Annotated in this window: 21 protein-coding genes; 8 read left to right on the forward strand and 13 right to left on the reverse strand. The window is 44.5% G+C overall.

Annotation, left to right across the window (positions count from 1 at the left end; genetic code table 11):
• The 5 genes from cfbE to BMX02_RS02890 all read right to left on the reverse strand — a co-directional run bounded on the left by cfbE (position 1) and on the right by BMX02_RS02890 (position 4,388).
• Positions 1-1,395: a coenzyme F430 synthase gene (gene cfbE / locus BMX02_RS02870; protein WP_091688872.1), complete on the reverse strand. Its 1,395-nt coding sequence runs from the start codon at positions 1,393-1,395 to the stop codon at positions 1-3.
• Between the two features lie 17 nt (positions 1,396-1,412).
• Positions 1,413-1,808, reverse strand: coding sequence for a sirohydrochlorin nickelochelatase (cfbA, locus tag BMX02_RS02875; protein ID WP_091689116.1), 396 nt, complete (start codon positions 1,806-1,808; stop codon positions 1,413-1,415).
• A gap of 251 nt (positions 1,809-2,059) precedes the next feature.
• The gene (locus BMX02_RS02880; RefSeq protein ID WP_091688874.1) at positions 2,060-2,680 is read right to left on the reverse strand and encodes a DUF2150 family protein; all 621 of its coding nucleotides are present in this window, start codon (positions 2,678-2,680) and stop codon (positions 2,060-2,062) included.
• 81 nt (positions 2,681-2,761) lie between these two features.
• On the reverse strand, positions 2,762-3,214 hold the full coding sequence (locus BMX02_RS02885) for a UPF0179 family protein (protein ID WP_091688876.1): 453 nt from the start codon (positions 3,212-3,214) through the stop codon (positions 2,762-2,764).
• Positions 3,215-3,332: 118 nt separating this feature from the next.
• Positions 3,333-4,388 carry an NAD(P)-dependent glycerol-1-phosphate dehydrogenase gene (locus BMX02_RS02890; protein WP_394328879.1) on the reverse strand — a complete coding sequence of 352 codons (1,056 nt, stop codon included), beginning with the start codon at positions 4,386-4,388 and terminating at the stop codon, positions 3,333-3,335.
• Between the two features lie 109 nt (positions 4,389-4,497).
• Between BMX02_RS02890 and BMX02_RS02895 the strand changes: the two genes are divergently transcribed.
• From BMX02_RS02895 to BMX02_RS02915, 5 genes are all read left to right on the forward strand, one after another.
• Positions 4,498-5,349, forward strand: coding sequence for a DUF63 family protein (locus BMX02_RS02895; protein WP_091688880.1), 852 nt, complete (start codon positions 4,498-4,500; stop codon positions 5,347-5,349).
• A 5-nt stretch (positions 5,350-5,354) separates the two neighbouring features.
• Complete coding sequence (locus BMX02_RS02900; RefSeq protein WP_244625047.1) at positions 5,355-6,044, forward strand: stage II sporulation protein M; 690 nt, start codon at positions 5,355-5,357, stop codon at positions 6,042-6,044.
• A 140-nt stretch (positions 6,045-6,184) separates the two neighbouring features.
• Positions 6,185-7,342, forward strand: a complete 1,158-nt coding sequence (locus BMX02_RS02905; RefSeq protein WP_091688882.1) for a formate--phosphoribosylaminoimidazolecarboxamide ligase family protein — start codon at positions 6,185-6,187, stop codon at positions 7,340-7,342.
• 318 nt (positions 7,343-7,660) lie between these two features.
• Positions 7,661-7,867 carry a DUF5371 family protein gene (locus BMX02_RS02910; RefSeq protein ID WP_091688883.1) on the forward strand — a complete coding sequence of 69 codons (207 nt, stop codon included), beginning with the start codon at positions 7,661-7,663 and terminating at the stop codon, positions 7,865-7,867.
• 41 nt (positions 7,868-7,908) lie between these two features.
• Positions 7,909-8,289 (forward strand): type IV pilin domain-containing protein, encoded by a 381-nt coding sequence (locus tag BMX02_RS02915; RefSeq protein WP_091688885.1) that lies wholly within the window; start codon positions 7,909-7,911, stop codon positions 8,287-8,289.
• Positions 8,290-8,852: 563 nt separating this feature from the next.
• Here the strand turns inward: BMX02_RS02915 and gatD are convergent.
• The 7 genes from gatD to BMX02_RS02950 form a co-directional block, all read right to left on the reverse strand.
• A complete protein-coding gene (gatD, locus tag BMX02_RS02920) occupies positions 8,853-10,103 on the reverse strand; it encodes a Glu-tRNA(Gln) amidotransferase subunit GatD (protein ID WP_091688887.1) in 1,251 nt (416 codons plus the stop codon).
• A gap of 45 nt (positions 10,104-10,148) precedes the next feature.
• Positions 10,149-11,624 carry an argininosuccinate lyase gene (gene argH / locus BMX02_RS02925; RefSeq protein WP_091688889.1) on the reverse strand — a complete coding sequence of 492 codons (1,476 nt, stop codon included), beginning with the start codon at positions 11,622-11,624 and terminating at the stop codon, positions 10,149-10,151.
• 179 nt (positions 11,625-11,803) lie between these two features.
• Positions 11,804-13,699 carry a PAS domain S-box protein gene (locus BMX02_RS02930; RefSeq protein ID WP_091688891.1) on the reverse strand — a complete coding sequence of 632 codons (1,896 nt, stop codon included), beginning with the start codon at positions 13,697-13,699 and terminating at the stop codon, positions 11,804-11,806.
• A 146-nt stretch (positions 13,700-13,845) separates the two neighbouring features.
• Positions 13,846-16,026 carry an ATP-binding protein gene (locus BMX02_RS02935; protein ID WP_167879282.1) on the reverse strand — a complete coding sequence of 727 codons (2,181 nt, stop codon included), beginning with the start codon at positions 16,024-16,026 and terminating at the stop codon, positions 13,846-13,848.
• A 393-nt stretch (positions 16,027-16,419) separates the two neighbouring features.
• Entirely contained in the window at positions 16,420-17,247 is an 828-nt protein-coding gene (locus BMX02_RS02940; protein ID WP_091688895.1) for a metal ABC transporter permease, read from the reverse strand.
• An 11-nt stretch (positions 17,248-17,258) separates the two neighbouring features.
• Complete coding sequence (locus BMX02_RS02945) at positions 17,259-18,008, reverse strand: metal ABC transporter ATP-binding protein (protein WP_091688897.1); 750 nt, start codon at positions 18,006-18,008, stop codon at positions 17,259-17,261.
• A gap of 8 nt (positions 18,009-18,016) precedes the next feature.
• Positions 18,017-18,889 (reverse strand): metal ABC transporter solute-binding protein, Zn/Mn family, encoded by an 873-nt coding sequence (locus BMX02_RS02950; RefSeq protein WP_244625049.1) that lies wholly within the window; start codon positions 18,887-18,889, stop codon positions 18,017-18,019.
• Between the two features lie 406 nt (positions 18,890-19,295).
• Here BMX02_RS02950 and budA point away from each other — a divergent pair, with 406 nt between their 5' ends.
• The 3 genes from budA (at position 19,296) to BMX02_RS02965 (ending at position 22,705) form a co-directional block, all read left to right on the forward strand.
• Positions 19,296-20,126, forward strand: coding sequence for an acetolactate decarboxylase (gene budA, locus BMX02_RS02955; protein ID WP_091688901.1), 831 nt, complete (start codon positions 19,296-19,298; stop codon positions 20,124-20,126).
• Positions 20,127-20,267: 141 nt separating this feature from the next.
• A complete protein-coding gene (gene tnpB, locus BMX02_RS02960) occupies positions 20,268-21,386 on the forward strand; it encodes an IS200/IS605 family element RNA-guided endonuclease TnpB (RefSeq protein WP_091689120.1) in 1,119 nt (372 codons plus the stop codon).
• 161 nt (positions 21,387-21,547) lie between these two features.
• Complete coding sequence (locus BMX02_RS02965) at positions 21,548-22,705, forward strand: LL-diaminopimelate aminotransferase (protein ID WP_091688903.1); 1,158 nt, start codon at positions 21,548-21,550, stop codon at positions 22,703-22,705.
• A 129-nt stretch (positions 22,706-22,834) separates the two neighbouring features.
• Here BMX02_RS02965 and aroC read toward each other — a convergent pair whose 3' ends face one another.
• A complete protein-coding gene (gene aroC / locus BMX02_RS02970) occupies positions 22,835-23,932 on the reverse strand; it encodes a chorismate synthase (RefSeq protein WP_091688905.1) in 1,098 nt (365 codons plus the stop codon).
• Positions 23,933-23,952: the final 20 nt, after the last annotated feature.

The following is a 23,952-nucleotide window of genomic DNA, read 5'->3' on the forward strand; positions in this document are numbered from 1 at the left end:
TTATCTGAAACATTTAACACATAATATAATTATATCGCCAATACTGGTATATTGCAAAGCTGCGGATAGTCCGTCCTCAAATGATCCCGCATAATATGCGTCATCATATTTTATATCACGCATCCGGCTTCCTACCAGTGCAACTCTGTCCAGAGATCTGCCATTTTTCAGCAAGAAGTCAGATACATCTTCAGGCGGAAGGCCTTCACATACCTGTTCAGCTTCCTCTCCCAGAACCATGACGAGTTTCCCATCGTTAGTGTCTGAGGTCATCCCGGATGCATAATCAAGAGCTCTTTTTACAGATCGGATGTCCATGCCCGAATTGGAATTATCTATCAGTATCCTGCCTTCGAGTTCTCCTCTTACCATCCTGCCTGTAAGGCCTCTGAAATTCCGGAATGTATCAATGATATGTTCTTCTTCAATTCCCATGGCAAGTGAGATGGCAGTAGCAGCGGAAAATGCAGTTCTATAGGCGGAGAGGTCGAATCCATCCTCCATGATCGCTTCCATTGTTCGATCAATTGTGGAGATGACAATACGATCGCCATATCTCTCAAGATTTACATCTGCAGTGCTCTTGTTAGCATCACTGGACTGATTTCCATCACTAAATGTGGTCATCTTAAGATTTTTCTCTGCGGCTCTTTGTAGTGCTTTTTCAGCACTGAGGTTAATTACGGCAAGGCTTCCATCCTTTGCGTTGTCCAGCATTTGCAGTTTTGCATCGCTTGCAAGGGCAGTATTATTTGCTATCCCGTAATCCTGTTCAAGAGATGTTATGACACCGATATCAGCACATCCTGTGCCGCCTATGGATGTTTCAAAGATGAACACGTCAGGCCTGATATTTTCCTCTTCTATCTTTCCGATAGCAGAAAGGATACTTCCGGGAGCTATGCTGAGACCTTTGTGAATGATGGTCGCAACACCGTCCTTCCAGTGTTCAAGTCCTCTTGATGTGTGGAGCACGACATCCATACTTCGTGAAAGGATGTCTGCAAGGATCGAAGCTGTACTGGTCTTGGCTTTTGTACCGGTCAGCTCGATGACCTTTGAACCCGAAAGCCTGCCACTTTCCAGAATAAGTTTTCCAACCATCGTATGATGGGTAATGACAGTGTTCCCCTTTTCCTTTGCACTTTTCAGTACATGGTATTCGGGATTCAGATGCACAGGTGAAACAATTATTTCTGCAGGTTTAAGTTCAAAAATTTCATTTGAAGAAAGAACAGGGAATATCTGCTGCAGACCATAAATTGTATTTTTGTCCAGTGTATCATAGACATCAATGGCACGAACATTGTATCCAAGTCGCACCATTTCTTTTGCAATTGGTATGCCGGCGTGCGTCAGATCGAGCACAATAGCGTCCCTCTGGCCTGCAGTCATATTCTGTATGTTGTAAATTATAGTACTTCTGATGCTCTGTCGAACACAAGGTCTGCGAGGAGTTCGTGGTGACCCAGTGGTTTACCATAGACGACAGGAACTTCCTTTCCATCTACTGCAAATTTACCTTCGTTTGTTTCAGGGTCAAGTTTGAGGATCTCAGGGATATCTTCTGTGATGTGTACGCCTGATGCGAGGAATACTGGTACTGCTGCGATCTTTGTAACACCTGTGCCTTCAAAAGATGCGAGTCCCTCTTCTACGGATGGGCCGCAGTTCTCCATGAAGCCTGTTTTGATAATATATTCGGGGTGCTTCTTTGCAATGGTGTCTGCGATCTCTGTAACAACTTCCTTGTTGTAAGGCAGTCTGCTTCCGTGTCCAATAGCTAAGATTCCTATCTTTTCGCTCATTTTTATACCTCTGATATTAATTTTTATGTCCATGGTGTTCATACGTTTGCACACCATTTGTGTTACTCACTAGATAATGTGATTACATAAAAACAATTCGGATTTTATCCGCTGGACATCTGGAGAACTGACTGAGTAACTATTGACTGATTGACTGATTGTTAAATATGAAAAAAAAGAACTAAAGAACGAAAAAGAAAAGAATGACAGTAAGGCTCAATAAAAAAAGCCCACAAAAGAATTAAAAATGATCAGACGGCGTCGTATTTGCCATCATCCTCCTTATAACTGTCAGCTCCCATCATGGCAGCTTCGATGGAATCAATGCCGTCAAGCCATTCTGCAACAAGTCCGTATGGTAGTTCCTCCATTGAAGATTCTGGGAGTGTCTTACCGTCAAGCACAAGTGCTCCTACCTGAGCTACGTAACCAATTGCGGAATCAATGTCTTCTGCTTCTTCAGCTTCCACTGCTGCACTGATAAGTTCATCGAGCTTTGCTTTCTTGTCGAAGCCTTTGCCAATGTAGCATTCACATGCAGCAAAGCTTCCCATAAGGGATGTCTGGAGTGATTCGATCATAAGGTCAATATCTTCGGACATTGGTTCGACCTCTGTCAGCGCAATTTCCCTGATATCATCAAGTATTGCCATGGCATCTTCTGCAGGAAGTGCATTGCTTTCATATTTTGCAATTACTTTGAGACATGAGAGAATGACATCATCCGCCATGTTCACAAATACAGCACCTTCCTTCTCAGAGCTTTCTTCTTCCTTAAATTCGAATCCGCTTTCCTTTACCTGTCCAAGCCAGTTGTTCCAGCGGTCCGTCGTATAAAATTCATGATCGATCTTTTCATGAGATTCTGGCATCTTGATACCTCGTTTTATTGTCACTTATAGGTTTATGTAGGACATGTTTCCAGTATTCATATAAAAGACATTCGAACCGTTTCAGAGCAATAGTTCTACTTTTTTAAGTGAAACTGGTTGTTCTGATTCGAGATCCACACTCTCCATCACTTTATTGATGGTGCATTTGTCCCCATTACGCAGGCCTTTTGGATAGCACAGGTCATATGTCTCAGCATCCAGTTCACCATCGCAATTTGGTGCCTGGTATCGAATAGTTGCGCCCTTGATCGCCTTTTTGGAGTCGATAGCTGCAATTATGGGTGCTTTTATAACGTCCACTACCAATGCGCCGGTATCATGGACAAAGCACTCACGGGTGGTCTGGTTCCTTACCTTGACTATCCTGTACCTTCTTCCTTTTTCAAGACCCATGCAGGTGTTCTTCAACTTGCAATGTTGGCATTCAGGTGTCTCACCTTCGAAAAAGAACTCTTCGCCCTCCTTTGCAAGCCTGGTTCCAATGAGTGTTATAGCGGTATCCATGTCCTCCATTTAATCACCTTGTGTATTATGAAACTGTAATAATGTATGTGAGTATGATGTTTATCGTGAGTATTATGTTCCCATGTTCCGATAATATTGCTTATCCTATCTGCTTATAATAGCTTTATTAGGATATTACCTTTGTTTTCCTCGCAACTATCTCGGCAGCATCAGGTGTCAGGCCTGTGGCAAGTATCGTATATCTTTCGGGACGGATGGTATGTGAGAGTACAAGTGCTTCTAATATATACTTATCTTCAATTCCCATCTCCTCTGCGGTTACCGGAGCATTGATGATCTTCAGTGCATCACGTATCCTCTTCCAGTCACCGCCGTGCAGGTACATCATCATTATCGTTCCAACACCACACTGTTCACCGTGAAGTGCCGGTATGGGTGCTACCTTGTCAAGTGCATGGCTGAACATGTGCTCGGATCCTGATGCAGGTCTTGAGGAGCCTGCAATGCTCATTGCAACACCACTTGATACAAGTGCCTTGACCACCATACGCACAGAACTTTCCAGTTCCGGTTTTATGGTATCAGCGGAATCGATCAGTATCTGTGCTGTCATGCTTGAGAGTGCTGCAGCATATTCGCTGAAAGGAACATTCTGGAGGCGATTTGCAAGTTGCCAGTCCAGGACTGCCGTGCAGTTGGAAATTATGTCTCCGCAGCCTGATGCAAGAAGCCGGTAAGGGGCATTTGCAATGATCTCTGTATCAGCAACCACCGCCATGGGTGCATTTGCCTGGATCGATGCTGTTTTTGTGCCATCTTTTATGGACGCTCTGGATGAGACGATACCATCATGTGATGCAGCTGTTGGCACACTTATGAATGGTACTTCGATCTCGGTTGCTGCAAGTTTTGCAACATCTATGGATTTGCCGCTGCCGACCCCAAGCAGGTATTCCACGCCTGAATCGACCGCCTGTCTTCTTACCCTGTCAACCTCTTTCAGGGATGCTGATTCAGAAACGATCATTTCCACGTTCTGTCCGCTGTCCACCAATGAATCATGGACAATGTCGCCGGCTATCTTTCTTGTGCTCTTGCCTGTGACTATCAATGCATTGTCAACAAGTTTCAGGTCTGCGCAGACATTCTTGACATCATCGATGACGCCATGTCCGACCACGACATCCCTTGGGAGTTGCATCCATTTCTTCTGTGCGTTCATATCCTGCGTCACGTCCATATGTGTATGGTTTTCTGGTATTCTCGAAACCATATATTAATAAGTATTAGTGCTATTAGGTTGTTCCTATAGCTCTGTCAAGTGATAATCAATGTGTCCGTTCGTAGATAAAATTATGCAATTTGTTAACGAGTACTATCTCGATCCCATTTTTCAGGATAGTGGATATAATCCCGTGAATACCCTTACGTGGGCACTGATTCTGGGGATCTGTGTATTTGCAGTGGCAAAACTGCTCGACAAATGGGATGTTAAGGTGGATGAAAGGTTTGTATTCTCCATTGTTCCTTTTATTCTCGCAGGTTCTTCCCTGAGGGTCATGGAGGATGCCGGTATATTTGAACCACCTCTTAGTTACCTGTTCATAACCCCGAACATCTATTTCGTCGTGTTCATTGCTACTGTCATATGCCTTCTTTTTTCAAGATGGCTTTATTCCTCAGGCAGGGTCACTGACTGGAACAGGTCCTTTGCATTACTGGGACTTGGCTGGTTCGCACTGAACATCATAGTCCTTCTCGTTGTGGAAGATATAGAGCGCCCTTTCAGCCTTATTGCAATACTTTCTTCCGGGACACTGTTTGCAGGTGCAATGTATTTCCTGCTGGAAAAGGTCGGCTGGCCTTACATAAATGACCATCTCAATCTGATGATCATCTGGGCACATCTCTTGGATGCATCCTCAACCTTTATCGGAGTTGATACCCTTGGTTATTATGAGAAACATGTCGTACCTGCCTATCTTATTGATCTGACAGGTACAGCGTTGGTGATGTATCCTCTGAAACTGGCCATATTCCTGCCGGTGATATATCTCCTGGACACACAGTTCACGGCAGATGAAGAGTCAAGGAATCTGAGGACATTCGTGAAGATGGTGATCATAATACTGGGCCTGTCCCCTGCATGCAGGAACACTATTCGTATGGCTTTTGGGATCTGATAGCAATGGATGATACTGCAATTGACGAGACTGCGATGGACGATGCTGCAGTGGAAGATGTTGATAATTTGGCCTTTGAGGATAGGCAGATCTGTAAAAGAGGGTTGTGCGATGTACGCAACTACATTTCCGGATTGATGCCTGAGATCTCAGCAGTGGTCGTGCTGTTCGTACTATCCGGTATTGCCGGCTATTTCTACACGGCATTGAATCCTGCATCGTCTGATATTGCGCTGGAGGGTCTGGAAGATCTAATTGAACTTATCATGAACATGACGCCCATAGAGATCCTGCTGTTCATATTCTTCAACAATGCCATTAAGAGCCTGATGGCCTTTGTCCTGGGGCTGGGTTTTGGTCTTATTCCTCTGTTGTTCGTGATCTCCAATGGTTATATCCTTGGTGTTGTGACCTACCTTGAATCTCAGGAGAACGGCTTCACTTACATATTCCTGGGTATCCTGCCTCATGGCATCATTGAGCTTCCGATGATCCTGATCTCTGCAGCTATGGGTCTGCGGATGGGGATTAATGTCCTGAACGCAATGGCAGGAAATGATGTTGACATAAAAGGGGAATTTAAGCAGGGGATAAGTGTGTTCTTCCGCTTTATTGCGCCTATGCTTTTGCTGGCAGCCGGAATTGAAACATTTATAACGCCTGTGGTGATCGGTCTGTTCACAGGTACTATATGATCACATTGTGAGTGGTCATTTTTTGTTATTGTTTTTCTGTTATTGCTTTGTCATTGGAATGCAGGATTTTATCTGATATGCGATAATAAGTCTTTTATAACCACTGAACTATTCTATCACAAAAACCCGGAGAACAAAGGATGATCGACAGGAAAGAGATTATTGAGATTGCTGAGAGCTATTACACTGATAATATCAAGATCGGAGCAGTTGCTTCCCATTCAGGGCTGGATGTTTATGACGGCGCTATCGAGGAAGGTTTTGAGACCTTCGCGATATGCCAGTCCGGACGTGAGAAGACATACACCGAGTATTTCAAGTCCAAGAGGGATGCCGATAACAATGTTGTACGCGGTATCGTTGATGACTATGCTGTCTATGACAGGTTCGATGAGATCCTGCGTCCTGAGAACCAGCAGAAGCTCGTGGACGACAACATTCTTTTCGTCCCTAACAGGTCCTTCACCTCATACTGCGACATCGATGCGGTCGAGAACGATTTCCGTGTCCCTATGGTCGGTAGCAGGAACATGCTCCGCAGTGAGGAAAGAGGTCTTGACCAGGACTACTACTGGCTTCTGGAAAAGGCAGGTCTCCCCTTCCCTGAGCGTATCAACGATCCGGAAGACATCGATGAGCTTGTGATGGTAAAACTCCCTCACGCAGTCAAAAAGCTCGAACGCGGTTTCTTCACCGCAGGAACATACAGCGAATACGTGGAGAAATCCGAGTCCCTGATCAAGCAGGGCGTTATCACAAGAGAAGCTCTCAAGGATGCAAGGATCGAGCGTTACATCATTGGTCCTGTGTTCAACTTCGACCTGTTCTACTCTCCGATAGAGGAAGAGATGAACAAGACCGAGCTGCTCGGAATCGACTGGAGGTTCGAGACAAGCCTTGACGGTCATGTAAGGCTTCCTGCACCACAGCAGATGACCCTCGCAGAGCACCAGCTTACTCCTGAGTACACTGTCTGTGGACACAATTCCGCAACACTTCGTGAATCTCTCCTCGAGGAAGTCTTTAAGCTCTCAGAGGCATACATAAAAGCATCCAAGGAATACTACGACCCCGGAGTTATCGGTCCGTTCTGTCTCCAGACCTGCATTGACAAGGACCTGAACTTCTACATCTATGATGTTGCCCCAAGGGTAGGTGGCGGTACCAACGTCCACATGTCCGTAGGTCATCCATATGGCAACACCCTCTGGCGCAAGCCTATGAGCACCGGAAGGCGTGTGGCACTCGAGGTCCGCCGTGCCATCGAGTCCGGTCAGCTCGACAAGATCATCACATAAGTCAATCCACATCAGTTGAAAAGCTCCTTTCAAAAGGAGTTTTTATTTTTTTATTTTGTTGTACATTAGTTATTTGCACTTCTCTTTATAACCGGAGCTTGCTCTTGATTTTATTCCTTAATCCTTGATCCCGGTTATTGATCAGTTTTAACAGTATGCAATAGTTATTATATTTCATTCCTCATATCTCTTAATAGGATTATATTTGTCTGATATTTTTGCCGAAATGGTTTTATACCAATTATTATAATAATTATTATTATGATGAGACTGGTTGTGTGTATGTTCACATGATGTTCTTATCAGGAGAAGGTTCTCATGAAAATTGTACATGCACAAACTGTACTTACTGAGGACCAGCTTGAAGCACTTAAGAAAAAGAGCAAAGAACCCTCTACAAAGGATGCCCTGAGTACAGCGGTTCAGCACTATCTTGAGTGCGAGTACACTGAAATGAGTGATGAGATGTGGACTCACAAGCTAGAGAAAGTAGTACAGAAGAAGCAACAGAAAAGTATTAATTAAACCTAACCTATATAAAAGTGGAGGAATATAATTTGTTTAAAATGAACAGAAATGAAGACGCAGTATCTCCGGTCATCGGTGTAATCCTGATGGTCGCAATCACTGTGATCCTTGCTGCTGTTATTGCAGCATTCGTGTTTGGAATGGGACCATCCGAGATGGCACCACAGTCAAGTCTTAGGATGAGTAACGTATCCACATCCGGTTTCTCACTGGAACATCAGGGTGGAGATATAATCAAATATGATGGTATTAACATTACTGTCGATGGTTCCGATATCGGTGCAATCAATGGTTCTACAGGTACTCTGAGTGCTGGTGAAACTATATACATATCAACTACTGTAGCTAATCTTGATGCTGTCAAGATCGTTGATATAAACAGCCAGCAGTTGATTTCAGACTTTACTGTAAATATTTAAATTTAAATATTTGCAACATGGTGCTTAAATTAGCACCATTCTTTTTTTCTTTTCTAATTAATGCCGCAATACATTTATTGATGAGCTTTTGTGCGGTGCCTTACCTCTACTCGCAAACCATTGGATCGGTTCTTTGAGATTCATAATCTGATGTCTAATAACTGCAATAATTTCTATTTTTGCCCAATCATATGTCTGGATTTATAATTTACACGATTTGTTCTTAGATTACATCTACTGATAATTAGAAATGAATTATTAAGTTCTGAGGACATACCAATATTTAAATGGGAATTGCACATTGTACACATATTGGAGAATCTAAAATGTTTAAGATAATTAATAACGAAAATGCAGCATCTCTGGCCATCGCTGAGATTACGATGCTTGCGATTGGTATAATTATTGCTGCTGTTCTTGCAGCGTACGCACTTGGGATGTGAGCTCCCGATGTAGCACCACAGTCGAATATTCTAAAATTAAGAAATGAATGGTGCAATAACTGCACCAACTATTCATTTTAAATTCAATTTACATTAAAAAAAGCTGTTGAAGCGATCCTCTCACTTCAACGTGCATTCCGTTATTTCGTTCTCAACACTTGTACTCATAACCGCAGCGATCTCACTCACATCCCCGCCCTGTCCAAGTGCCCACATAAACTTCACCAGAGCAACCTCTGGCAGCATATCTTCACCTTCTATTGCGCCGGCTTTCAGGATATCCCTTCCAGTATCGTAAACGCGGTCACAGATACGTCCGTTGAGGCACTGTGATGTCATGACCACCGGGATGCCTGCTTCTGTGGCACGCCTGATATTCGGGATCCAGTCGGTGGAAACGTGGCCAAGTCCGGTTCCTTCGATGACGATGCCTTTGTAGCCGGAGTCGATGTAGTATGAGAGGATGTCCGGGTCGGCACCGGGTACGAATTTTACCAGGGCGCATTTTGGTTCAAGGGTGGCTTTAACTTCCAGTTCGTGGGTGCCGCGTTTTGTGTATGGCAGGATCGTCTCGATTCTTTTTGTGGAATAGTCCACATAGCCGATCGGGTTGCAATTGATGGACTGGAACGCATCCCTTCTGGATGTGTGCATCTTTCTGACCTTTGTGCCGTAATGGATGGCACACCTGTCATCGCAGGTGGTATCGTGCATGACCACGCATACTTCTGCAATGTCACTGACCGCGACCTTTGTGGCACAGATAGCGTTCATGGCATTATCACTGCTGGGCCTGTCAGCACTGCGCTGGGAACCCACGAAGACGATGGGTACCGGGGTTTTGAGCATGAATGAAAGGGCTGCTGCGGAGTACATCATGGTGTCTGTTCCGTGGGCAACGATGATGCCGTCAGCGCCATTCTCGATCTCTTCAGCAACAGCGCGGGCAAGTTCTGTCCAGTATTCGGTCTTCATGTTCTCGGACAGGATGTTGTACACAACCCTTCCGCTGATGTTTGCGATCTCTGTGATCTCCGGGATGGCATCCACGATATCGTCAGCAGAGAACTGTGCGGTGACAGCGCCTGTGCGGTAGTCCACTTTACTGGCAATGGTGCCGCCGGTGGAAAGGATGGTGACCTTTGGGAGCTTCTTTGATGGTTTTGCTTTTTCAGCTTTTTCTTTCTTCGCTGCGCTTTTCGGTTGAGCTTTCTCAAGCAGCGTTATGGTTGCGCCTTCAGGGTCAATACCCGCATTGTAGCCACTGACCATCTTGAACACAACATGATCGGTGGTGGTTGGCATCACAATGCCCTCGTAAACATTTCCGTCCTTCTCTATCCTAATCCTGTCACCAAGTTCAAATTCCATCATCATCCCTCATCAATATGATCTTTCGTTATTTTCAGCCATTTCTCAGGTACTCATGCAGTCATCTACGACGCCGAACAGTGCTTCCATAGCGCTGTCAACGTTAGCCTTCAGTTCCCTGAGGCTGTTCTCATCCTCTGTTGATCTTGCCCTGCAATTGCTGATCAACTGCTGCATGGTGTCCGGGGATGGTCCACCGGTCACAGTTCGCTTCCTGACATTCAGTATCGGATCTAGTGCCTCGTTGACCATCTCCTCGGTAAGTCCTCTTCCGCTTAAGCTCTCCCCGATAACATTGTGGGCGACCGCATCGATCTCGCCAAGGGTAGGCTCGCCATTTCCACGTGCAAGCACTCCAACTATCTGATGTGCTGTCCTGAACGGGATGTCACAGACACGAACCATGGTGTCTGCAAGTTCGGTTGCAGTTGTAAAGCCTGCTGTTGCCAGACCTGCCATGTTCTCCTTGTTGATCTTCATCGTTGCTATCATTCCGCTCATGATCCTGACAGATGCCCTTGTTGTCCTGAGGGAGCGCCAGATGTTTGGTGTTGCTTCCTGAAGGTCACGGTTATAGCTTAACGGCAATGCCTTGCAGATGGATATCAGCGACATCAGTGAACCGATGGCAACACCGCTCTTTCCTCTCAGCAGTTCGGCAGTGTCGGGGTTCTTTTTCTGCGGCATGATGGATGAAGTGGAAGCATACCTGTCATCCAGTTCAATGAACGCGAATTCGGATGTAGACCAGATAACGAGCTCCTCGGCCATCTTGCTCAGGTTTATCATAAGATTTGCGAAAACCGATGCTGTCTCTATCAGGAAATCCCGTGAGCTTACGGCATCCATGGAGTTCTCAACAATTCCGTCAAAACCGAGGAGTGTTCTTGTCCTTTCCCTGTCAAGATCAAAACCTGTGGATGCAAAAGCAGCAGCACCAAGCGGGCTCATGTTCACACGTGAGTAGCAGTCCCTTGTACGCTCGAAGTCACGACCGATGGCATTTGCATGCGCTGTCAGGTGGTGTGCCAGCGTTGTTGGTTGTGCGTGCTGCAGGTGTGTGAATCCCGGCATAAGCGTGTCAACATTTTCCGAAGCTACATCTATCAGCGTGTTGCGAAGTCCGATCAGGTCTTCCATGACCAATAACAGTTCATCCCTGAGCGTAAGCCTGATGCAGGTAGCGACCTCGTCGTTGCGTGACCTTCCGGAATGCATACGTCCGCCGACATCCTCGCCTACTATGTCAATAAGCCTTGATTCAAGTGAGATGTGAATATCCTCATAAGTGTGGTCGAGCTTCTCGATGCCTTCCTCTCTGATCGTCAGGAGACCTTCCAGTATCTTCTGGCAGTCCTCTGCCCTTATCACATTTCTCTCTTTGAGCATGACCGTGTGTGCAAGGTCTACGAGGATATCCGAATTGAATATCCACTTGTCAGCGCTCATTGATGAGGTGTACTCTATGATCTCTTCATCAGGGACGGACGCCAGTCGCCCTCTTCTTAAAATATCGCTCATTAAATACCTCGGGATGATCTAATATCTATAAATTTGTCAGGTTATGTAGCGTGGTATGCCACAAAGACTTAAAAACGAATCGGTTTCCCTTATACATCCCGACGTTCATTGATGAAAATACAGAAAAATGGAGAATAACTGAAAAAAGGAAAAGCAGAATCAGGAGGCGGGGATGGTGGTTATTTAGGAAGCTGGATGTGGATCTCTGTTCCCTTGTTCTCTCCTTCGCTTTCTGCCCGGATCTTGCCTTTGTGAGCTGTGACGATCTCCTTACAGATATATAAGCCCAGACCGGTACCGCCATATTTGCGTGTTCTGGTAGCATCTATCTGGTAGAATCGCTGGAAGAGCATTGGAATAAGGTCTGGCGGGATACCTATGCCTGTATCCTTCAGGATGAGATGGAGGTATTCATCCTCCTCTTCAACAGTGAAGGTAAGCGTTCCGCCTTCTGGCGTAAATTTGATGGAATTGTCCACGATGTTAGTGAACATATCTGTGAGCTTGTCCTTATCGCCGTTTATCAACGGTAGATTATCCGGGATCTTCCTCTCCACATTGAGCATTTTCTGTTCTATCTGTATCTTAAGGTCAAGGAGTGTCATGTCGATGATCTCTGCAATGGAGGTTGGCTCGAACAGGTATTTCACATTGCCGGACTGCACCCTGCTTATGAATAACAGGGACTCCACAAGTCTCTTCAGTCTTTCAGCATTTCGAAGTACGGTGGTTTCCACCTCTTTCTGCTTATCGGTCAGTGGTCCCAGGGATTCTTCAGAGATAAGTTCGGTATAACCTTTGATCGATGTAAGGGGCGTTTTCAGCTCATGGCTTACGTTGGACAGGAACTGGTCCTTCATCCTGTCGAGGGTCTTGAGTTCCTCATTGGCAGCTGCAAGTTCCTCTGCATACTTCTTCAGTGCTTCTTCTGCTTCTATGCGGGCTGTGATATCCTCAACGATCCCGATACCACCCAGAAGTTTTCCATCATCCGAGATGTTCGGGCTGTAATCAGCTTTTAGGGGTGTGATCTTATCGCTTAACGGGTGGCTGTATTTTCCCTCGTAATGCCCGGACTTTCTCGAGAAGATCGCCTTGACAGCTTCTTTCATCTCCCTGTCATCGATGTCGCTTAGCATGTTCATGCCAACGATCTTGTCCTTTGGCACACCCATGATCTTTGCAATATTATCATTACAGTGGGTTATGGTTGCATCTTCATCGAAATTGAATATTCCAAGCGGTGAGTTCTCAAAAATGAACCTGTACTTTTTCTCACTTTGAAGAAGTGCTTCCTCGGCGAGTTTACGTTCGGTAATGTCTATCATTATACCCTGATAATAGGATGGCTTATTATCCTCATCAAATCCAAGTAATGATCTTTCAGCTACCCATCTTATCTCGCCGGATTTGGTCAGTATACGATATTCCTTAGAAAAGAACTGCCTTCCTTCAACTTCAAGCTGTGTTACGTCATTGCGCACAAAATCAAGATCATCCGGATGGATTATATCTCCATATATCAGTTTTCCGGATGTAAAATCCTCAGTTGTGTATCCGAACTGGGATATGTTATCTGAAACGAACTCTACCGGCCAGTCCTTTTCTGCTGTCCAGAGGAATGCGACCACGGGACTATTCTTGTAGATATCTTCAAGTTTTTTCTTTGAACTTAACATATCCTTGAAGGTCTTTTCGCGTATCTTCTGCTCTGAAAAGCTTTCCACAGTACATATTATTCCGGAGTACTTGTCATCTCCGTTTATCATCGGGTAAATATGCCCGCTCTGGATACTAAGCTTCCCTTCGGGTGTCAGAAATTGTAATGAGTGGTAACTGGAAGGTTTCAGCGTATCTTTTACACGAAGTGCCAGTTCCCTGAAATGTCCTTCATCCCCTACACTGAGGTGTGCCAGCTCCATGAAGTACTTAAGATCTTTTCCAATGATCTTATTTCGGGAAAGGCCAATTATTTCTTCCATTCCTTCATTGAAATAGATGAATTTATTGTTGATATCAACAGCCCATATCCCTTTACACAGGTTGTTGAGCAATTTGTCTGGCAAACCTTTCATAACATCTCCCCGCACATAGTCGGTTACTTGTTGAAGCTAATGCTAGTGGGCACTGGACATCGATCTTCGTAGGGAACGATCATTTCATGTGGAGGTCCGCTTAAATAGCTACAACTAATCCCATTATTAAATTGATCTTGCTCGAATTAATAAGTTTTGGCAGTTTGCTCTTCGAGCTCATCGGTGTATCTCTTTAACTTCACAAAGAAGACAGAACCTTTTCCGGAAGGATTGTCCCTCACACCAACATCTCCATCATGGAGCTCAATGGTCCTCTTGACGATGGCAAGCCCAAGTCCGGATCCCTTCACTCCTGTTTTGTTCACCCTCTTAAAGCGGTCAAAGACAGTTGTTTTATGTTCATCCTTGATCCCCTCACCAAAGTCAGTGATCGTAATTTCTGCGAAATCACTGCCTTCCTTTATCTCGATGACCACTTCGCTTTTTTCAGGACTGTACTTGATCGCATTTGAGATCAGGTTAGTGAACACAGTTTCAATGATCGGGTTGGCCAGCACATAATGTGGCTCTTCGTCGTTGAAAGTTATCATTATCTCCTTGCTGCTGGCCTGTGTGGTAAGTATCTCGATTGAATGCTCGATGATAATGGTAATGTCCTGTATCTTGAGTTCGAGTTCGTCGGAGCTTTCCAGTTTGCCAAATTCTGCTGCAGAGTGGATCATTTCGATGAGATTATTGTTGTTCTTCAGGATCCTTTCAAGGAACAGCTTTGTCTGGTCATCCTTCTCGGTCATAAGAAGCAGTTCAGTAAAGCCTTTTATAACGCTTGCAGGATTTAACAGGTCGTGGCGCATAATATCGGTGAACATGTCTTTAAGTTCATTGGATTGCTCCAGCTTCCTGGCATATTCTTTAAGTTCCTGTTCTGCTTTCTGGCGATCGATACTTGCCTGCTGTAGTGACAGGCGTGTCTGTTCGATACCTTCTGTAAGTAATTTCAGGTCACCATGGCCATGGAAATGTACTCTCCGGGAGAAATCCTCTTTTTCCATTGCTGAAAGGACTTCATTTGACTCATTGATAATGACATCCAAAAGCTTGGCAAAATAATTGATCGATTGGGCAAGTTGCTTGAATTCCCCTTCGGTGTTACCTTCGAATCGGGTATCTAAATGACCTTTTGAAAGTTCAACTGCGACTCTTGTAGTTTCATGTATCGGGACTACTACTCCGTCAAGGATGTGGTTGAGACCTTCCGGTATCTTTTTAAAATCCTCATCGATATATGTGTTAGCCCTGATGTTCAATTCTCCATCAGCTACAGAATCCGCCATTTCCTTGAAATCGTTTACAATATCGTCTATAGACCCGGTTACAGTTCGTGAAGCAAGGTATGCTGCAATACTGGTAAAGAAAATAGAAAGGATTCCGATCGCGATCAGCTTATCCCTTAATGCAAAAGTACCTTCAAGCATTTCCTCTTTTGGTATTACGAGGAAGAATCCATAGTTCTTTGACTCTATGGGCTCGTAGAACACGACGACCTCTTTCCCTGTGTCCGGGTCTATCGTATTGACATAACCACTTTTCTTATGTTTGATATCCTCTGCAGCTTTGGAGAATTCATCATTCCCATAATCATAGATCGTCTTATTTCCTATCCAGTCCTTGTTATAAGGTTGGGAGAGTATCAGTCCGGAACTGCCGGTCATGATGGCATATCCTGTATCGAATGCTGTGATCTGGCTTACAATCTCATCCATATAGTCCAACGAGACATCAACTCCTCCGACACCGATGAATTCTCCGTCTCTTATGATCGGTGAAGCATAGCTGACCATGAATATACCATCGTAGAAGTATGGGTCGGTGATTATATCCTCTTTGAAGACCTTTGGATAAAGGTAGTAATCATAACTTTCGCAATCCTGCAAGTGATCTCTTTCAATATTCTCACTGATCCTGTGCCAGTATGGTGCGAACCTGCCGGTGCTGTCGTAACCTTCAATGTTTGCAAATTCATTATCCTTGCCATCAAAAGCATTTGGCTCATAGGATACATACGTTCCCAAAAGATGTGGATTGTCTTCCAGGATCGCAGATAGGACCCTGTTTATCTCATCCCTGTCAGATGAATCATATTCACTCAATGTGGAGCTGATAGAGCGGGCGATCGCAAGGTCGGAACGCATATCTCCATCGAACTTGTTCGCGTTGCTCTTTGTGATCTCAAAAGCTTGCTGGTGGGCAAGCTCTTCCTGCACTGAGATCTGAGTTGTTATCGTGATAGTAGTTGTCAGTACCATTACAAGAAGAACTCCTGTAACAGCAGCAAGAACAAGTTTAGATCTTAATGGGATCTGCATCCAATTCATGTGACTCCATTCTTAAAAGCGGATAATGCGATATTAACGTTTCTGAACAATTTTTATATTTTTACATTTTTATGCCAAATTCTCGCATTATTGCACTTAATTCTGTCACATCTGTTTATATTTCAAATCACATGAATTTGTCAAATTCGATGCATATTATGCAAAAAGAGTTACTCCGAAACTAATAATTTGTTAGGAGCATGCTGAAATTGTAAGTAACCATCTTAATGATGGTGTAAATGCCTGTGGGATTATGTGCTTCAAGCTTTTCGATCTCAATTCCATAAAGCTTGACACATCTGTTGCGAAGGTATCGGCAATATTCACAAGCTCATCTATTTCCATGTCCGATATTGCTGGTCATTATATCTATTGATATTGATTTCAGCTATCAACTCGATTTCCTGAAACGCTTTTCCACTTCTGTAATACTATGTTTAAAAGGTATGCAGTAGCCATTACAATAATTATGGTGGCTCCGGATGCGATATCAAAATAGTATGATAGTATCAATCCGGTTGTGGTGAATATAGCACCGAAAAGTATGGAGAGATACATCATGATCTTCATGTTGCTGGTGTACTGACGGCTCAATGCTGCAGGAATTGTAAGAAGGGCTATTACAAGTATCAGTCCGACCACGCGTATCATCACTACGACTGTCAGTGCAATAAGGCATAGTAGTAGAATGTATAACTTTTCTGTAGGAACTCCTGCCACTTTGGAGAATTCCTCATCATAGCACAGTGCCATGAACTCTTTGTAAAGTACGTATACAGTCCCCATGATCACTGCATCGAGTGCCAGCATCAGGTAGATATCCGAACCGGGCACGGTCAATATGTTCCCGAACAGGTATGTCATAAGGTCAGGGGCATACCCGGGTGTCCATCCGATGAATATGATCCCGATTGCCATTCCAAGGGACCAGAGAATTCCAATGATGGTGTCTTCCGGAACATCCGATCTTTTACTGATGGTTCCCATTGTCAGGGCTGAGAAAAGGCTGAAGGGGAGAACTCCGAACATCGGGTTGATCCCGAGGAAGTAGCTGATACCAATACCTCCGAAGGAAGCGTGTGCGATACCGCCACTGATGAATACGATCTTCTTTACCACAACATAAACACCGATTATGCCACATGCGATACTTGCCAGTAATCCTGCAACAAGGGCATTTGTCATGAACTCGTATTGTAAAAGCTCTATCATTGAAGTTCCTCTCAATGTTTATGTAATACCCTGTGCGGGACTCCGTGAGCGATAAGCTCCACAGGACATCCGTATGACTCTTCAATATCTTCGGGGATCAGCTCTTTTGAGCCGTGGTAGTGTAGTTTCCCGTTAAGGCATGCGATCTTGTCAACAAGGACCGATACTGCGCTCAGGTCGTGGGATACCATGATAATGGTCACCTCTGACTTAAGCTTCTCCAGAAGTTCATAGAATTCTTTCTGCATCCTGGTATCAATACCCGTTACCGGTTCGTCTAAAAGGAGGACCTTTGGATCGCTTACGAGAGAACGCGCAATGAATACCCTCTGGCGCTGACCCCCTGAAAGTTCTCCTATCTGCCTGTCACGAAACTCGAGCATGTCAACAATTTCGAGTGCTTTATGTGTTGCTTCCCGATCCTCATCAGTGTAATGCTGGAACAATCCTTTTGTTCCCAGGCGTCCCATAAGCACGACTTCCCATACGCTTATGGGGAAATCAATGTTCGAGGGGCCGTACTGTGGCACATATCCTATTACCTGATGTGCCTTCTCCGGAATTTTTCCGAGAACTTTCACTTCCCCTTTTTGTGGTTTTATCAATCCCAGGATGACCTTTAGTAAGGTACTCTTCCCACCACCGTTAGGTCCTATAATTCCCAGGAAGTCCCCTTCGTTAACTGTCAGGTTCACAGCTTCCAGTACGGCGAGTTTGTCATATTTTACCCATACGTCCTTAAGACTGATCACTTCTGCCATTCCACCCCTCATTCCTTTGTAATGCCCTGCGAAAATGCTTCGGTGATAATGTCAAGATTGTCTATGTAATCTTTTGCAAGCGGGTCCACAGTTACGATTTCCCCACCAATTTCAGATGCGATCGCCCCAGCGCTCTGTGTGCTGAACTGTGCCTGCACAAATATCACTTTGATATTTTTCTCTTCGGCTTCATCAATAAGCCTTTGCATATCCCTTGGGCTTGGCTCCTTTCCTTCTTCCTCGATAGTTATCATATCGAGTCCATATTCAGTTGCAAAATAGTTCCAGGAAGGATGGTATGTCATGAAACTGCCGCCTTCTTCACCAAGAGTGGCTCTTATTCTGGCATCAGCTTCGTCCAGTTCTTTCAGGTAAGCCTCTTTGTTCTGCAAGTAGAGCTCGATGTTATCGGGATCGATCTCGATAAGGCCAAGGCATGTGTTCTCGACCATGATCTTAGCATTCATCGGGGATGTCCAGATATGAGGGTCAACTCCTCCATGGTCGTGACCAGCTTCTTCCTCACCTTCATGCTCTTCTTCATGCATTTCAATTATCGTGATTCCTTCTGAGCAATCCACTATCAGCATGTCTTCATTTACCGTTTCTATCTTCTCAAGCCAGACGTTCTCAAAAGGCAATCCTGATCCCACTGTAAAATATGCTTTTGCATCTGCTACATTCCTCAGTTGACCGGCTGTTGGTTCATGAGTGGCAGGACTTGCTCCGGGCGGTATCAGGACAACGACATTAACTCTGTCGCCAGCTATTTTTTCTACAAATTCCTGTTGTGGCAGTATGCTTACCGCAACAACGATACTTTCATCCTGATTGGTGTTCTCTTCTGTCTGGTCAATGCAACCGGATATGAATACTGCCATCAGTAAAGTGAAGAGGCTCAATATGAGTTTAATATTTCTGTTCATGCTATCCATCTTGCAGCGGTTTTAGTTTCGGCTTTTCCTTTTTTACACATTTTTGGCATTATACCAAAAAAAACCAATTTCATATTTTCACTTTATAGTTAAAACATATTACTTATATATGTATTCCGCCTTCAAAACGAATTGTTCACATTTCATTCAATAATTTTGCCATACCCCAAATTTGGTATTTATGACTGTTTTTGATATTGCAAGCCTCTTTTATTAGGAACGTACATTATTTTTTAGATGCGCTTTCATATGTTTCACGTTTATTTTCCAGGCTTCAAGATCCAAATAACTAGTACCATTTGATTAATTATTTATAAACATATTAATTATGTTATAATGAATGAGGTAGAAAATGAAAAAAGAATTTCAATTATTTATCTGTTTATTGATCGTTTCTGGAATATTGACACTGTCCGGTTGTGTTGATGATTCTCCGGATATGCCGGATGTTACGCAAAGCGGGTTGCAGAATGATGTCCTGTATCAGGTATCGACCATTGATGCCTTGCTTGAGGGTTTGTATGATGGGCAGTTGAGCATGGGTGAACTGAAAGAGCAAGGAGATCTTGGTCTTGGGACATTCGATGCTTTAGATGGCGAGATGATCGTTATTGATGGTGAGGTCTACCAGATGAAAACCGATGGATATGCCTATTCTGTGGACGATACCGTCACTACGCCCTTTGCCGCTGTAACTTATTTTGAGACGGATGAGTCCATTGTATTGAAAGAACCATCCTACTCCTCTGAAGTTGCTTTATTGATAGGGGAATTGTTTCCTTCAAAGAACTTGATGTACGCTATACGAATTGACGGTACGTTTGAGCATATGAAAGTACGCAGTGTCCCTGTTCAGGAAGAGCCATATCCTCTGCTGGTCGATGTGATCGCTGATGAGCAGGCTGTGTTTGAGCTTGAGGACGTTGAGGGCAGTATTGTAGGTTTCTGGCTGCCTTACTATGTTGAAGGCATAAATGTGCCGGGTTACCATTTCCATTTCATTGACACTGGCAGGGAAAAAGGCGGTCATGTACTTGAGTATGTGATCCGGAATGGTACTATATATATAGATCAGACAGCAGGTTTTGAATTAGTACTTCCAGAGTCTGCTGAGTTTATGAATGGGGATATTTCACGTGACAAAGGTGATGAGCTGCACACTGTGGAAAAGGATGATAAATGAAGGTGGGCCTGTTTTCCGGTCACCCATGATTTTTAATTCTAAGGCGAGAAATCCCCTTGTGTGAGTTGGAGGATGAAAGCCGTACCACTCCTAAATTTTTATGCGAAATGTATATACATTGTTAAAACCATTGACATAATAATGCTAAAAGCTTACAAATATCGATTATACCCTACTGGATCTCAAAAAGAGATCCTTCTGAAACATATCGGTGCATGTAGGTTTACATATAATTGGGCATTAGAACAGAAGATCAAAGCATACGAAACTGATAAGAAGCATTTGTCAAGGTTCGAATTGCAGAGCTGTCTTGTTCATGAGCTGAAGCCAGAGAACACATGGCTCAAGGAAGTTAATTCACAAGCGTTGTTGAATACACTAATCAACCTTGAATCCGCTTTCACCCGATTTTTCAGGGAAAAGAAAGGATTTCCAAGATTCAAGTCAAGGAAGGTCCCTTTCCAATCGTTCCAGATTCCACAGCACTATGTCGTGGATTTTGAGAACAATACGATCAAACTCCCGAAAATAAAACAACCGATCAGGGCAAAACTGCATAGGAAGTTTGAAGGGAAACTGAAAACCGCAACGGTATCAATTACAAAGACGAGGAAGTTCTATATCAGTGTCCTTGTAGATGATGGAAAGGAACTTCCTGAAACACAAAAATTTGATAATAATTCAACATTGGGAATAGATGTGGGTGTAACCCATTTTGCTACACTCTCCAGCGGCAAAAAGATCGACAACCCCAAACATCTCAAAAATAGCATTAAAAGATTGAAAGTCCTGCAAAAAAGGTTGAGTAAAAAACAAAAAGGCTCACAGAACTGTGACAAAGCAAAGCTAAAAGTGGCAAAACTTCATGAAAGGATACGAAACCAGAGGATAGATTTCCTGCACAATACCTCTTCTAAACTGGTAAGCGAGAACCAAGCAATAGCAGTGGAATCTCTGGATGTATCTGGTATGCTGAAAAGTCATTGTCTTGCACAATCGATCAGTGATGTTTCATGGAGTGAGTTTTTCCGACAACTTGAATACAAAGCACAGTGGTATGGGAAAACATTGTTAAAGATCGGTCAGTTTGAACCATCTTCGAAATTATGCAATATTTGTGGACACTATAACGGTGAAATGACACTTGCAGATCGAAAATGGGAATGTCCGGATTGTAGTACAAAACATGATAGGGACATCAATGCTGCAATTAACGTCAAGAAGTTTGCACTTCAAAATCAAAATTTACTAAACATTTGACACCCTCGGAACGAGGGGAAGAGCCTGTGGACTTGTGAACGATGGTTCAAAGAATGAAGCAGGAAGCTCCGTCCGTAAGGACGAGTAGTTCACATAGGTTTGTAGCAATAGAAGCGCTACAATACCTAAGAGATCTTTTTAATTTAAACCAAGGTGAACATATGTACGCAGACAGAATCAACGCATTACCTCCTTATTTATTTGCAACAATCGATGAAGCAAAGGCAGCCCAGAAGGCAAAAGGTGTCGATGTTATCGACCTCGGTGTGGGTGACCCGGACCAGCCAACCCCATCTCATATTGTTGATGCCATGTGTGAAGCGGTAAGGGACCCTGGCACCCACAGGTACCCTTCCTACACCGGCATGATGGAGTTCAGGGAAGCAGTAGCAGACTGGTGCAAGGAATCCCGCGGTCTTGAGCTTGATGCTGCAACAGAGACCCTTACACTTATCGGCTCAAAGGAAGGTGTTGCACACATTCCTCTTGCATTCATCAATCCTGGTGATGTGGCATTGGTCCCGGATCCAGCATATCCTGTTTACAAGATCGGAACACAGTTCGCCGGTGGGGAGCCCTACATCATGCCTCTTCTTGAGGAGAACGGCTTCCTTCCTGACCTTGAAGCTATCCCTGCAGACAAGCTTGCAAAGGCCAAGCTCATGTTCCTGAACTACCCTAACAACCCAACATCTGCAACTGCTGATGTCAAGTTCTTTGAAGAGGTCGTGGAATTCGCGAAAGAGAACGATGTTGTTGTAGTTCATGACAATGCTTACTCTGAGATGGTCTATGATGATTACAAGGCACCAAGCTTCCTCAGCGTAGATGGTGCAATGGATGTCGGAATGGAGCTTTATTCCATGTCCAAGACCTACAATATGACCGGCTGGAGACTTGCATTCGCTGTGGGTAACAAGGACCTCATAACAGGATTCGGAAAGGCTAAGTCCAACATCGATTCCGGTGCATTTGATGCTATCCAGAGGGCAGGTATCACAGCTCTCTCAAGCTCACAGCAGTGTGTTGCAGATATGAACTCTATGTATGAGGAGAGGCGAGACGTGCTTCTTAAAGGTCTCAGGAGCATTGGTCTTGATGCCAAAGCACCAAAGGCAACTTTCTACATGTGGGTACCAATACCTGATGGCTATGACTCCATCGGATTCTCCAAGCTCTTGCTCGAGGAAGCAGGAATTGTAGCAACACCAGGTGTCGGCTTCGGTGAATACGGAGAAGGTTATGTGAGATTTGCTCTTACACAGTCCGTTGACCGCCTCGATGAAGCTGTTGCAAGAATGGAAAAACTGACCATTTAAGATCAGATCAAAGTTATATCAAAATGAGTAATGCCACCAATGTTCGGTGGCATCATCTCTTCTTTTTTACTTGTTTGTGAACTTTGGACCAGCCGCAGGTTTGGTTGGTTGATTGATTGATTTTTTTAATCACTTCAAAAGCGAATCCGGATGGATGTGACCACTTCTGATCATATGGTCAACGATCACCAGTGCCATCATGGCTTCTGCCACAGGGACCATTCTTGGTGGGATCGTCGGATCGTGGCGGCCTTTGATGTTGATCTCAGTCTCCTTCATCTCTTTCATGTCCACGGTTTGCTGCGGTTGTGAAATGGATGGGGTTGGCTTGACAGTAGTGCGGCAGATTATGGGCATTCCCGTGGATAAGCCACCGAGTATTCCGCCTGCATTGTTGGTCCGGGTTGCTACCATTGCATCTTCCATGACAAAAGGATCGTTCATCTGGCTGCCTTTCATCCGTGAGGCCTCATAACCTGCACCTATCTCCACAGCTTTGACCGCACCGATGCTCATCATGGCCTTTGCAATATCAGCATCCAGTTTATCAAAGACCGGTTCACCGATGCCTGCCGGAACACCGGTTGCAATGATCTCAACCACGCCTCCGATGCTGTCATGCTCTTCTCTTGCTGCTTCGACCTCTTTGAGCATCTTCTCTGCGGCTTCAAGGTCTGCACATCTGACAGGTGTCTTTTCCAGGTTTTCCCTGATAGCATCCAGGGGCATTGGTCTTGCACTTACTGTGCCAAGTGCTATTACGTGGGCAACGATCTCGATACCGAATCTGGCAAGTATCTCTTTTGCGATCGCTCCGGCGGCTACCCTGCCAATGGTCTCACGAGCCGATGAACGTCCGCCACCACGGTAGTCGCGGATGCCATACTTTTTCATGTATGGGTAATCGGCATGTCCCGGCCTTGCAAGGTCTTTGATGTTGTCGTAAGAACTTGATCTTGCATCCTTGTTCCATACCATCATGGAAATTGGTGTGCCGGTTGTCTTGCCTTCAAAAATACCTGAAAGTATCTCTACGCTGTCTGCTTCGGAGCGCGGGGTGGAAACCTGGCTCTGTCCGGGGCGTCGCCTGTCCAGTTCTTTCTGGATCATCTGCGGCTCAAGAGGAAGTCCTGCCGGAACTCCATCTACCACGACTCCCAATGCTTTTCCATGTGATTCTCCCCAGGTTGTGATCCTGAAAGAGTGTCCAAAGGTATTTCCTGGCATGTTGATCTAATTCCATTTGA

This window comes from Methanococcoides vulcani (assembly GCF_900111645.1).
In the GTDB taxonomy this organism is placed as follows: domain Archaea; phylum Halobacteriota; class Methanosarcinia; order Methanosarcinales; family Methanosarcinaceae; genus Methanococcoides; species Methanococcoides vulcani.

What these genes read in the sequence shown, in the direction of transcription:
- cfbE (WP_091688872.1), bottom strand. Translation starts at nt 1,395, where the DNA reads ATGACTGCAGGCCAGAGGGACGCTATTGTGCTCGATCTGACGCACGCC.
- cfbA (WP_091689116.1), bottom strand. Translation starts at nt 1,808, where the DNA reads ATGAGCGAAAAGATAGGAATCTTAGCTATTGGACACGGAAGCAGACTG.
- BMX02_RS02880 (WP_091688874.1), bottom strand. Translation starts at nt 2,680, where the DNA reads ATGCCAGAATCTCATGAAAAGATCGATCATGAATTTTATACGACGGAC.
- BMX02_RS02885 (WP_091688876.1), bottom strand. Translation starts at nt 3,214, where the DNA reads ATGGAGGACATGGATACCGCTATAACACTCATTGGAACCAGGCTTGCA.
- BMX02_RS02890 (WP_394328879.1), bottom strand. Translation starts at nt 4,388, where the DNA reads ATGAACGCACAGAAGAAATGGATGCAACTCCCAAGGGATGTCGTGGTC.
- BMX02_RS02895 (WP_091688880.1), top strand. Translation starts at nt 4,498, where the DNA reads ATGTGTCCGTTCGTAGATAAAATTATGCAATTTGTTAACGAGTACTAT.
- BMX02_RS02900 (WP_244625047.1), top strand. Translation starts at nt 5,355, where the DNA reads ATGGATGATACTGCAATTGACGAGACTGCGATGGACGATGCTGCAGTG.
- BMX02_RS02905 (WP_091688882.1), top strand. Translation starts at nt 6,185, where the DNA reads ATGATCGACAGGAAAGAGATTATTGAGATTGCTGAGAGCTATTACACT.
- BMX02_RS02910 (WP_091688883.1), top strand. Translation starts at nt 7,661, where the DNA reads ATGAAAATTGTACATGCACAAACTGTACTTACTGAGGACCAGCTTGAA.
- BMX02_RS02915 (WP_091688885.1), top strand. Translation starts at nt 7,909, where the DNA reads ATGAACAGAAATGAAGACGCAGTATCTCCGGTCATCGGTGTAATCCTG.
- gatD (WP_091688887.1), bottom strand. Translation starts at nt 10,103, where the DNA reads ATGGAATTTGAACTTGGTGACAGGATTAGGATAGAGAAGGACGGAAAT.
- argH (WP_091688889.1), bottom strand. Translation starts at nt 11,624, where the DNA reads ATGAGCGATATTTTAAGAAGAGGGCGACTGGCGTCCGTCCCTGATGAA.
- BMX02_RS02930 (WP_091688891.1), bottom strand. Translation starts at nt 13,699, where the DNA reads ATGAAAGGTTTGCCAGACAAATTGCTCAACAACCTGTGTAAAGGGATA.
- BMX02_RS02935 (WP_167879282.1), bottom strand. Translation starts at nt 16,026, where the DNA reads ATGCAGATCCCATTAAGATCTAAACTTGTTCTTGCTGCTGTTACAGGA.
- BMX02_RS02940 (WP_091688895.1), bottom strand. Translation starts at nt 17,247, where the DNA reads ATGATAGAGCTTTTACAATACGAGTTCATGACAAATGCCCTTGTTGCA.
- BMX02_RS02945 (WP_091688897.1), bottom strand. Translation starts at nt 18,008, where the DNA reads ATGGCAGAAGTGATCAGTCTTAAGGACGTATGGGTAAAATATGACAAA.
- BMX02_RS02950 (WP_244625049.1), bottom strand. Translation starts at nt 18,889, where the DNA reads ATGGCAGTATTCATATCCGGTTGCATTGACCAGACAGAAGAGAACACC.
- budA (WP_091688901.1), top strand. Translation starts at nt 19,296, where the DNA reads ATGAAAAAAGAATTTCAATTATTTATCTGTTTATTGATCGTTTCTGGA.
- tnpB (WP_091689120.1), top strand. Translation starts at nt 20,268, where the DNA reads ATGCTAAAAGCTTACAAATATCGATTATACCCTACTGGATCTCAAAAA.
- BMX02_RS02965 (WP_091688903.1), top strand. Translation starts at nt 21,548, where the DNA reads ATGTACGCAGACAGAATCAACGCATTACCTCCTTATTTATTTGCAACA.
- aroC (WP_091688905.1), bottom strand. Translation starts at nt 23,932, where the DNA reads ATGCCAGGAAATACCTTTGGACACTCTTTCAGGATCACAACCTGGGGA.